The following is an 11,366-nucleotide window of genomic DNA, read 5'->3' on the forward strand; positions in this document are numbered from 1 at the left end:
ATGCTGTGCCGTCTTTCTCGGTCACAAGTCTGTCCCCGATACGGCTCTTTGCCGTTCTCATGGTGCGTGAAGAAATTCCACGCTCATTGACCGTCTTTTCCAGCTCTGCACTTGGCATACGCTTTCCGTCTGCCAGCAGTTCCAGTATCAGTGCTTCTGCCTGTGCAGTCTTGCTTTCGGTCTTGGAGGTGTCTGTCCCGGCAAGAAGCTCGTCAGCGGTAATGTCATAAGCTCCTATCCATTCAAAGCCTTTCACGTCTCCCAGAGAAAAGGCAAGGGACTGTCCGGGCGGTGCAAGGGAGCTTTTCTCATGGATAAGCACCCTCGTTGTGGGGCTGTCCTTCAGCTTGCCGATAAAAAGCAGACTGCGGACTGCCGCCGTAATGTCGATAGACCCCAATCCCCGGTAGGTGCTTTGCGTTCCTGCGGCTTTGTTGAGGTGTCCTATCAGCACGATAGCGCACCCGGTAGCCTGTGCAATGTCTCCCAGACTGCGGAAGATGGGACGGACTTCATTTGCCCGGTTCATGTCCACATCTGCGCCCAGAAACGCCTGCACCGGGTCAATGATAACCAGCCTTGCGTTGTTCTCACGGATTGCCCTTGCTATGCGCTCATCGGCAAGGGTCAGCGGCATGTCCCTATCGTCAATGACAAGCACTCTTTCAAGGTCTGCTTCCGCTTCCATCAGTCGGGGCTTGACGGTATCGCCCAGACCGTCCTCTGCGGTCTGGTAGATGATGTTGAAAGGCTCAAGGGTCTCCATACCGGGTAAAGGCTTTCGGTTGGTGCAAGCCGCCGCAAGACGCATGGCAAAGTAGGTCTTGCCCTCGCCGGGGTTGCCCTGTATGATCGTCAGCTTTCCAAAGGGGATATAGGGAAACCATAGCCAATCCACGCTCGTCAGCTCCACATCTGCCATGCGGAGCATGGGGACAGGCTGGGCGGTGGGCAGCTCTCGCAGCGTGATTGTCTCGGCTATGAATTTGCGGCTGGGAATGTCCCCTTGCTGACGGAGAACATCGTTCCAGTCTTTCCTTGCCGGGACAAGGCGAATGACGGCGATCTCGCCGGGAATGGACTGTGCCAGTCGGGTACAGGCTTCGCTTCCTGCGGTGTCGCTGTCAAGGCAGAGGAACACTTTTCGGGTGTCCTTGCGTTCAGAAAGGAAACGGTCAAGTGCTTTGCCCGAAACGCCGCCCAGGGCAAGATAGCTCCTTGTCTGCCAGTCTTGCGGATATAGGCAGATAAACGATAACAGGTCAATCGGTGCTTCAAAGACAAAGAGCTGGTTGCCGTTTCCCTCATAGCGGAACGGATAGGACTTGTCAGACCCGGCAATGTCCTGTCTGAATGGGTCTGCCGTTCCTCGCACATGGGCGTATCTCGGCGTACCGCTTCGGTCTCTGCCGACAAACACAACATTGTGCCGCTTTGCGTCCTCGTAAATATCCCCGGAAAGAAGAAAAGCCTCAACAAGCGTTTTGTTGAGACCCCGGCTTTCGCAAAGATATTGAATTACCCTGTCGGCTGTTCGGTTGTGCAAGGGCAAGTGGAACGCTGTGGGCGGTGCTGTGGTGGCTTCGGTCTGTCCTTCGCCGCTTTCGCCGGTCAGCATTTGGACGGCTTCGGGAAAGGACTTGCCGTAAAACTCCATGACGAAATCAATGGGATAGCCGCCCTTACTCTGGCTGTGGCGAAACCACTTGTTTCCCCGGACGGTCAGGCTGTCATGTTCTTTCCAGCGGTATTCCCGTCCGCTTTTGATAAGTGTCTCTCCCTGTGTGCGGAGAAAATCTTCCAGACTGACGGCGTTTGCCCGGTCAATCTGCGCTTGGGTGTAATTCATCGGGATAGTTCCTCCTTTTTGTGTCGTGTTTGGGGTCGATTTTGGAGCATTTGTTCCTCTGTACGCTCGTTAAATCGGGCGGCAGTATCTACACATGACTTGACCTTCCAAAGGCGGTGTAAATCGTCTCTGACAGCCTTAAACTCGCCATAGGTGGTTTCGTGCGCCTGTTCCAGCTCGTCATACTCTTCGGTCAGCTTTTTCATATCCACCTTGCCGTCCGGGAACTCCCCGGTCAGCTTGCGTCTGGCGGCGTAGAACTGTTTCAGTTCCGCTTCATGCTCTGCCTTGTACTCGGCTCTGGGCTTCTCAAACTTGATTTTCTGCAAGCCGTCATAGACAGGCTTCAAGCTCTGGAAAGCAGCAGAGCTGTCATAGAGCTGCTTAATTGCTTTCATTCGGGCGGTCTGTTCGTCCAGCGTTTTCTTCAAGCTCTCTGTGGCAGCACTGTGTTCGCTGACACGGCTTTCCAAATCTTCAAGGGAGTAAATGCCATTCCTCCGAAGATAATTGAAAGTCTCGTTCATCTCCTTTAGATTGCTGATTTTACCTTTCTGGGAATACGCCCCGGCTCTGCGCTGGGTGTAATAGGCGTTCAGCAGAGAAACAAGGTCGGGTGCCTGCGGCTTGGCAAGCTCTGCTTTTGCTTCGACAATCCAATCAAACAGGAGAGCGATTTTCTTCTTGATGTCCCGGATAACGGCATTGGTCGCTCTGATCCAGCGGTTGAACTCGCCTTTCTCGGTGCGTATGCCTTTCTTCTCCATTGCCCGGACGGTTGCGCCCTCATGAACGGTGGGAAGAAGCTCCACGCCCTGACGCTCATAGCTTCGGTGGTCGATACGAACGTCAAGCCCCTTTTCCGCAAACTTGGCGTTGCATAGCTCCGCCCATGTCTGCCGCCAGTATTCCAGCGTTTCGGGACTGCCCCAGTCGGTAGTGGGAACGGCGTTGAAAATAAACTCGCCGTTCTGGTCTCGGATACGGTTGCCGTCCTCGTCCAGCTCGTACACCCGGCGTTGCTTTAGCCCCCATTTGCCGTCCTGCTTAATGGGACGGATAGGGCAAAGCACATGGAAGTGTGGGTTTGGTATGCCGCCGTCCTCCCTGTCTGGCTGGTGTACGGCGAAGTCAACCACCATGCCCCGGCTCACAAAGTTCTCCAACAAAAATTGCCTTGCAAGAGCGATGTTTTCCTCAAGGGAAAATTCATTCTGCAAGGCAATGTCAAAGCTGTATGCAAGCTGGGCGTTCTTTCCACGCTCGGCTTTTTCCACGGCGTTCCATAGGGTCTGGCGGTCTGCGTATTCGGGCGGTGCATGGGACGGCAGGAGAATATCGGAGCAGATCACGCCGCCCTTGCGGGTGTAGTCGCTGTATTCGCCGTAATACTCGCTATACAATCGCTCCCCGGCACGGTAGGCGGCAGAAGCAATAGCGGACTGTCCTGCGCTTCGCTTAGTCTGCGTGACGCTCAGATGAAATAGTGCCATCGGCTTTCAACTCCTTTTCTCTGTTTGCTTGGCTGATGTGGGTAATCGCCATGTGACGGACGGCTCGCTGGACTTCGGACAGGGAAAAGATGTGTTCCATCAGCTCTGTCATTTCGGTGCGTGTGAGATCTTTGACCTCCGGGGCAAGGCTCTCAATCGTGCCGCCCAGATTGCAAAGGCGGTGGGTGCGCTTGGTGCGTTCGCCTTTCTCCAGATACTTCTTTCTGTTCTCCAGACGCTCCAACTTGTGCTGTTCCTGTGCAAGCTGCGTCTCGGCTCGTTCCTTTTCGGCTCGAAGCTGGTCAAGGGTTTTCGGTTTTGTCATTGTGATTGACCTCCTTTTTTTGATTTTTGGGATAAAAAAAGACCGTCAACTTTTCGCACATTGCGACCAGTCAACGGTCTGATTTTCAGTATTTGTTTTTCCAAACTTGCTGGCGGCGAACAGCATTTTATGCTGTTTGCGGACGGCAAGTCCACAAGGGATAGACGCACAAGCGTCGCAAGGGAGTGTAGCTCCCTTGACGGAACGAAGTGACGAAACATTCTCGGTCGGGCAGTTTTCTTCTGCTGACTGGGAATGAAGCTCCGCAGGACGCACATACTCCCGATAGGAGAGTATAGAAGTGCGCCCTTTAGTTCCTAAAGGGATTTTCTTCTGACCCAAATTATATAAAATGTAGATCAAGACATTTCTAAGAGGTACTCTCAGATTTTCACAACATAAGGTTCATCTTCAATAATACCCTGATCGTGGGTAACAATGATAACCGTTTTACCTTCTTCATTGAGTTCGTGCAACAACCTCATAACAATATCTCTATTTTTCTTGTCAAGTGAGCCAGTAGGTTCATCTGCCAAAACAACAGAACATTTTTTCATCATAAGACGAGCTAAAGCAACTCTCTGTTGTTCACCACCGGAAAGCTGATAAACTTTTTTGTTAACTTCCTTTGATAACCCCACACGATTAAGAGCTTCTTTAAGTGATACTTTAGTTCGGCTTGATTTTTTAATCAAACTTAAATTTTCTTTAACTGTCTTATTTTCAAGCAGTGCAAAATTCTGAAAAAGAAACCCCACTGTATCCGCAAAAAAACTGTTTTTATTTTTAAGCCGGGTAATATTCAGCCCTTCGATTATGATACTGCCGCTATCCGGCTTTTCGATACCACCAATCATATTGAGCAAAGTGCTTTTTCCACTGCCGCTATCCCCGCTGATTACTACAAAACTTCCATCCGGAATTTCCAAATTAAAGTTGGAGAAAATTATTTTCTCTCCAAATGCTTTATTTAAGCCACGAATTATAATCATAAACATCCTCCCTTCAATGACTTTGAGATATTTGTTTTTTCAACCCACATAATATTTGTGAAAATGATTGCCATTTCAATAATGGTGAGCAATGATCCAATTAGTAAAGCAATCCCGACACTTGCGTTAGATATAAAAATCGAAACAATGCAAATCAATATCACAACGGCTATATTTTCTATGAGATTAACGGAAATAAATCTTTTGTGCCTTTCATAAAAGCGATAGCCCAAAACCTTTTTGAGGGAGATTTCCATAGAGCTAAGTCTAAATTCCATTTTCGCTTCAGATACGATGATAGCTATATCTAACAGCAATACTAATACGCAAAGAGAGCTTATAAAGCTAATCAATTTTACAAGGAAACTATGACTATAAATGTAATCCTCTCCGACATTCGTCAGCATAAAATAGTGTGAACCAAGCTGTTCTGCATATTTTTTCGCAGCATTACGAATTGTGCTTTCATCGCATCCGTAGATTACCTCACCATTATATGTTCCTGTTTCGATATAACTTCCATTCAAAGCAACAGCCTCATTTGCCTGATAAATAACAATCGGATTTGTTGCTCTTGACAATCCGTCAATAGCCTCTTCTCTGTTCGAATTGAGATAATAAAATTGCTCTCTGCCAGAATATTCTTTATAAACAACACGCAGTTCTTCTGCATTTTGGGTAAGAGAGTCAATTTCCTCTTTTGCGATATCTTTGTATGATTCCGCATTTCTTCCCTTTGGCACGAAGACCACGATATCCTCTTTTTCATCATCTTCAGTAAGCATATCAGAAAACCCTTGTAGCATATCTCTGGCATTATGATTTACAAAAATATAATTATCCGTATCGCTTATCCGGCTGCCTATGCAGACCACCGGATTTATAGTGTTGTATTCATTTTCGTAAAGGTCATTCCAAAATTTGCTCTCTTTGGATTCCTCCTCATTTTCTTCAAAAGGAGGTTCAATCTGCATAACTCCAAAATAATAATCATTATAATGATTTTCTAAAAGAGTAGTGTTTGTAAGTAAATTACCTTGAATGCTACTGAGATTTGTAGTTATTGTAAAAATTGTCATAGCAGTAGCAAATACTTTAAGACCGTTCAGAAGATAAAACATACCTTTTTTATCTGAAGCATTGGCAAAGGCTTTTTTTACATCAAAGCGGACAAAAGCAGCATAAGGAATTACGGAAAGAACTGCTCCGGCACAATACACTGCCAAAATGAGATGATCTTCATACGCTCCCGATATAAATTGAGAAACAAGCAACTTTGCTAAGACGAATAATGCAGCATATGAAATCATATCAGCCACTACAGCTTTTAGAGCAATCACAGCAGCATTTTCGCCCAGAGAAGCTCGTACAACTACTTCCTTTTGTCTGCGTATCACCTCAATCATATTAAGTACAATCATCAATATGGCAACCAGGCCCCAAACAATGAACATCATATCAGTTTCGGTTGATTGCCAAAACTCTGGCTGCGATATAGAATATTCTTTTGCCAAATCTTGATATGTGGCAATAATGTCATCATCGTCACCGATATAGCTGACCATTATTTCCTGTCCATTGCCTGTGTTTTTTGCTTCTCTAAAATCTTCAAATTCTATTACGGTGATTCCGCCTATCAAAGCCGTATATGTTTTTTCCTCAATATCCATTGTGCTTTTAAGACTATCCCGAACAACGGTATCATCACCATAAATATAAAGTCTTGTCTGATAATTAGAAACTCTCTGATTAAAAGTCGAAAAAATATGAACACCATGCTTCTCAGCTGTATCTTCTGCATTGGCTAAAAATGAATCCATATCGTCATTAGTAGTTGTGTATCTGGACGATAAATAATAAGCACCATTAAAGTTCCAGAGCATATTTTGATATACTTCAGCTTGCATAACAAAAGCAAAAATAATCGTAATCAACAGCAATATATTTCTTATATGTTTCATTTGAAATTCTTAAACCTCCTTTGAATAGGTAACAGACACACGATTGCCCAAAATACTAATATGGATTTTTTCATACAACCACATTCTCTTGTTAGATTCTAATTTTCCGTTTTTTTTATTCGCATAAATTGTACCATAAAACTCGTGAACAATTCTACCGCAACTTTGGACTACATGAGAAAAGTCCGAACAGTTTTCTGCCCGGACTTCCTCGCTCAATCATAAATCAATTCCGCTTTCACAATCTCCTCTGCCTGTGCCTTGCAAGCGTTCATCTGCCGCACCCATTCCATTTGGTTTTTGGCTTTTAGTTGCTCGGTCACGCCGTTTTGCTCTGCCAGTGACCGCACGATCAGCTCCATGCGGTTTCGTGCCGCTTCGTCAATCTCGGCGCAATGCTCAAAGAGCTTGTCGGATAGCACCAGTTCATTGAACAGTATCGGACGGTGCATTTCCAGATACGCCTTGCGAAGTCTGCCGTAGTGTCCGAGGGGCTTGGTCTTGCGGATAACGATGTTCGGGATAAGATAATCGCCGTTCTGTGTATAAGTGATATTCATGCTGTTTGTACTCCTTTCATCGGCTCTCTCTGCGGTAAACTGCTGACAGGGACGAACACTCCCTTTGCAATATCCTCCGCACGAATAGCGGCTTTCTTGGCTTCGATTTCTGCCTTTTTTCTCCCCTTGATTTTGTCCTCGTATCGCTTCTGCGCTCCGCTGGCTTTCCGCTTCAAGTAGTTCTGATGAAGCCTGTCCTTGCGTTCCTCACGCTTGCGGATTTCCTCTAATTCCTCCGGAGTAAGCTCCACTTCTCCAAACGCTGGGGGAACGAAACGCCCGACAAAATTGAAGTAAATCTCGACCTCCTGTGTGGTCTGTATACTGCCTTTGCGGTCACGCTCATGCACAAGGATTTTCTCGATAAACTCGTTGAGCATAGCAATGGTCAGCTTGTCGAAGTTCTCGTACTTGTCAATCAGAGCGATAAAACGGTCAGCGTCCTTTTCGTGCTTCTCATAGCTCTTGACAGCCTTTTCCAGAACAGAGATTTCAGCGGTAAGCTCGGACTGTTCCTTTTCGTATTGAGCGTCCAGAGTGGCGTATCTGCTGTCGGACAGCTTGCCTAAAATGTTGTCCTCATAGATTTTGCAGAGCAGGACTTCCAGCTCGGAAACTCTCTGCTTTGCTGTGGCAAGGCGTGTCCGCTGTTTCCTGACCTCTGTGGTCTGCTGGCTGGACTGCGCTTCCTGCACCACACGGACAAACTCGGCTCTGTCATGCTTCGCATACTCGGCAATGGATTTCAGCATTTCAGAGACAAGGGACAGTACCACATCTTCATTGATACGGTGCTGGGTCTTGCAGAGCGTTCCGCAAGGAACTTTGGTGTACTGTGAGCAGGTGTATTGAGAAATGCGCTTGCCGTTGTTGGTGCGGTGGACATACATCTTGCCGCCGCAATCGGCGCAATAGAGTAAGCCCGTGAGGGGAGCTGCTTCGCCCCAGCCGTCCGGGTAGCGTCTGACATTCCCACGGATTTTCTGCACAAGGTCAAAGGTCTGCTGGTCAATAATGGCTTCGTGCGTATTCTCAAAAATCGTCCATTCGTCCTCCGGGACATAATGGCTTTTCTTGTCCTTGAAGTGCTTTCGGGTCTTGAAATTGATGGTGTGTCCCAGATATTCACGCTTTTCAAGAATGTTGCAGATGGTGGAAGAACCCCAGCCGTACTGGAATCGTTGTCAGTACTTTCTGGCAGAATAAATGTATACTATAAAAGTCAGGAGATTTTGCATCACCTACACATTCTCCTGACTTTTTACATTTTCAATATTAATTTTTACGCAACTTTCCTCATTATTCAGGCGGTCATATATGACATTATTGATGCAACCACTGTTAACTGCTTCTAATTCCAGATAATTTCGGATATCATCAACATCTCTTTGTATACTTCGTTCATTTACTCCATATTCATTGGCTTCGGCTGCTTTATTTACAATGTACCCGTTCAGTAATTTCGTATAGATTCCGAGAACACGCTCGATTTTGCCATTCTTGTATTCTTCCATATTGCTCCTCCGTATCGGCTCATTTCTTATGCCATTATACGTTTTGCAAATGTCAGAAACTGTCTCTCTGCAAAAGTTTTTCTATAAAATTGCTATTTTCTTCCACCTTAATCAATCAAATCGTTCTGAAATCTGGACAAATGTTCATATGGCAGAATGAGGCGCCCACGATACAGTCCGCAGCCGTCGTTAATCAGGCTGTTATTCATTGCTGCGAACATATTAACATCAAGGTCTTTTAAATCTAAATTAAAAAGTTTCATTCCGCGCTCGTATGCCTCATCGAAGTAAATGCATTCCCCTTTTGGAACTGCATCTCTTCTTGCTCGTTCATGCTCCTGACGCTTCTCATACCCCAAGTGATTCGCCGGTCCGATTTCCGCGATGTCGTCCATTTTCTTTGTTCGAAGCTGCACTTCCATATAGCTTCTGGACGTATTATCATAAAATGTGATATGTAAAGACTGATAACCGTACATGGTCGGGTTGGATATGAAATCTCTGTAATATGGCTTTACTTCGCCGTCCAGCAAGTCTGATTTACTCTCCCGGACTCCTTTTGCCGGCTCGGCTGTAAAGCCGCGTTCTTCCAGAAATCCCGGCAGCGCATTGGCTATCTGATAAAGATATTTCATCTCTTCCTCTTCGAGATTCTGTCCCGGCTTCAGATGACATTTCGGCAATGCAATTACAATCCGATATGCGATAATATCCCGAAAACAGCTCAGTTTTTCTTTTAAATCTGCCACAGCCGGATATGTTCCATGTTCCTCATAATAATTATAAATGTATTCTACAATGTAGCCGTTGAATTTTTCTTCTGTACGTATCAAAGATTTGATTCTTCCACGAAATGTAAAGGCGAGAAATGGAAATTCTTTTGCCATGTACTTGTAAAATTCCCGGATTTTCTGTGACTGGGAAGTCAGGAAATCGTTGTGCTCCAGCATTTCCTGTACTTGAAGGAGACAATTGCTATGCACAAGGTCGATTTCATTATGTGTCCGCTTTGCTTCTTTTCTCAAATCTGTCATATAATTTTGTATAATTTTAAAGACCGTATCCCCGGAATATAAATAATCGTTTAATGTAACCATCTGTCAGTCTCCTTTACTCGTCTGGATTCAATGGATAAATGCTGTATCTACTGCATTTATCATCATCAACCGAATCTCTTCATCGGTAATTCTATAATGCTCCTGAATAAATTGCAATTCTTTTGTCATGGTTGTGTTGCTGACGGTCCGGTTATCTGTGTTAATCGTCACCTTGATCCCGTTGTCCAGGAACTCCCGAAGCGGATATTGACTTTCGCTTTCTACAGCTTTCGTCTGAAGATTGCTGATCGGGCACATCTCGACACCGATTCCTTTTTCCCGGATCATTTTCTGGACTTCTGAATTACCTCGCATGGCGATTCCATGTCCGATTCGAAGTGCTCCTGCCTCTACGGAATCCAGAATGTTCTGCACGTTTCCACACTCCCCGGCATGAATGGTAAATGGCATTCCAAGCTTTTTTGCTTGTCCAAATAACTCCATGAATTCTGACATCGGATAGATGGCCTCAGCTCCTGCAAGGTCTGCCGCGCACACACCATTTCCAAGGTATTCTCTTGCTGTCCGGATCATACGGAGATTCTCCTCATAGCTGTGATGGCGCATGGCACAGGTAATAATGCCATAATCCACACCGAACTCATTTTTTCCACGATTCATCCCCCGAATGACTGCCTCTATCACCTGACCGCAGCTTAAGTTTTCATTTTCTGATAAAAGCGGGGCAAACCGCACTTCCGCGTACCGGACATTTTCCTGACTCATACTTTTTAATACGTCATACCCTGCCAGCTCAAGTCCTTTCTCGTCCTGCAGACACTGTCCCGGAAGATCGAATTTCTCCAGATATTCCTGAAGGCTCTGGCAGTCATCAGATACATGAATTTCAGAAGGCTCTACTTTTCTTCCAAGACGGCTTTCCAGAAATTCCCGACTCAGTGAACCGTCCAGGTGACAGTGCAGTTCTATTTTCGGCAATGCTTTCAATTCTTCCAATGTCATAGCTTATCCCACTTTCTTTTATCATCTAACTTAGCCTCATTATAAAACAAAGGCTATCACTTTTCAGCAATAACCGTTACTGAAAACTTATAAAAAGTTACAAACTTCTATGTTTCATTCCTACTTCAACGAGTATGCTTTTGATGATATAAATATCTATCTACTCACAAGTTCTTGTACTCTCCATAGGCGTAAATTCCGGACTAACGTATCCGTACATATTTGCATTAACGTTTCAGTGTCAGCTTGCAAATCGTTCTCCATACCCCTTAAGATTTATTGATGCCTGGAAATCTCTGTCAATTATATTCCCACACGCACATCTATAAACCCTGTCAGATAATTTCAAATCTTTTTTGATATTTCCACAACAGCTGCAAAGCTTTGATGATGGGTAAAACCGATCAGCCACAATAAGCTGGATCCCTTTATCACTGCATTTGTATTCAAGCTGTTTTCTAAACCAAAAAAATCCTTGTTCCTGAACTGCTTTGGATAAATGTCTATTTTTCATCATTCCGCTGACATTCAGATCTTCAATACAGATAAATCTTGGTTTTCGATTTACGATCTCAGATATGGTCTGATTCAAATAGTTTTTACGGATGTTTG

11 protein-coding genes and 1 pseudogene are annotated in these 11,366 nt (G+C 45.3%); all 12 read right to left on the minus strand.

Annotated features, from left to right (window positions below):
* Positions 1–1,849 (minus strand): AAA family ATPase (locus LI164_RS15075; RefSeq protein ID WP_227087347.1); only part of this gene is annotated, 1,849 nt, incomplete at its 3' end.
* Positions 1,846–3,342, minus strand: a complete 1,497-nt coding sequence (gene mobQ, locus LI164_RS15080) for a MobQ family relaxase (protein WP_227087348.1) — start codon at positions 3,340–3,342, stop codon at positions 1,846–1,848. The genes mobQ and LI164_RS15075, both read right to left, overlap by 4 nt.
* Entirely contained in the window at positions 3,308–3,667 is a 360-nt protein-coding gene (locus LI164_RS15085) for a DUF3847 domain-containing protein (protein ID WP_003500140.1), read from the minus strand. The genes mobQ and LI164_RS15085 overlap by 35 nt, the downstream gene beginning before the upstream one ends.
* Before the next feature lie 45 nt (positions 3,668–3,712).
* On the minus strand, positions 3,713–3,943 hold the full coding sequence (locus LI164_RS15090) for a hypothetical protein (protein WP_081445686.1): 231 nt from the start codon (positions 3,941–3,943) through the stop codon (positions 3,713–3,715).
* Between the two features lie 107 nt (positions 3,944–4,050).
* Positions 4,051–4,665 (minus strand): ATP-binding cassette domain-containing protein, encoded by a 615-nt coding sequence (locus tag LI164_RS15095; protein ID WP_004845304.1) that lies wholly within the window; start codon positions 4,663–4,665, stop codon positions 4,051–4,053.
* Positions 4,656–6,620, minus strand: a complete 1,965-nt coding sequence (locus LI164_RS15100) for a hypothetical protein (protein WP_227087349.1) — start codon at positions 6,618–6,620, stop codon at positions 4,656–4,658. Before LI164_RS15100 ends, LI164_RS15095 begins: the two co-directional genes overlap by 10 nt.
* A 215-nt stretch (positions 6,621–6,835) precedes the next feature.
* A complete protein-coding gene (locus LI164_RS15105) occupies positions 6,836–7,180 on the minus strand; it encodes a TnpV protein (protein ID WP_004845299.1) in 345 nt (114 codons plus the stop codon).
* Positions 7,177–8,352 (minus strand): annotated as a pseudogene (locus LI164_RS15110) (DUF4368 domain-containing protein); the annotation flags it as partial. The gene LI164_RS15105 and the pseudogene LI164_RS15110, both read right to left, overlap by 4 nt.
* A gap of 69 nt (positions 8,353–8,421) precedes the next feature.
* Entirely contained in the window at positions 8,422–8,694 is a 273-nt protein-coding gene (locus LI164_RS15115) for a hypothetical protein (RefSeq protein WP_005335577.1), read from the minus strand.
* A gap of 107 nt (positions 8,695–8,801) precedes the next feature.
* Positions 8,802–9,791, minus strand: a complete 990-nt coding sequence (locus LI164_RS15120; protein WP_117605960.1) for a guanosine polyphosphate pyrophosphohydrolase — start codon at positions 9,789–9,791, stop codon at positions 8,802–8,804.
* Between the two features lie 27 nt (positions 9,792–9,818).
* Positions 9,819–10,754 (minus strand): adenosine deaminase, encoded by a 936-nt coding sequence (gene add / locus LI164_RS15125; RefSeq protein ID WP_117682564.1) that lies wholly within the window; start codon positions 10,752–10,754, stop codon positions 9,819–9,821.
* Between the two features lie 241 nt (positions 10,755–10,995).
* Positions 10,996–11,366: transposase (locus LI164_RS15130; RefSeq protein WP_227087350.1), on the minus strand; the 371-nt coding region annotated here is incomplete at its 5' end.

Source organism: Dorea sp. 210702-DFI.3.125 (assembly GCF_020560945.1).
GTDB lineage: Bacteria > Bacillota > Clostridia > Lachnospirales > Lachnospiraceae > Dorea > Dorea formicigenerans.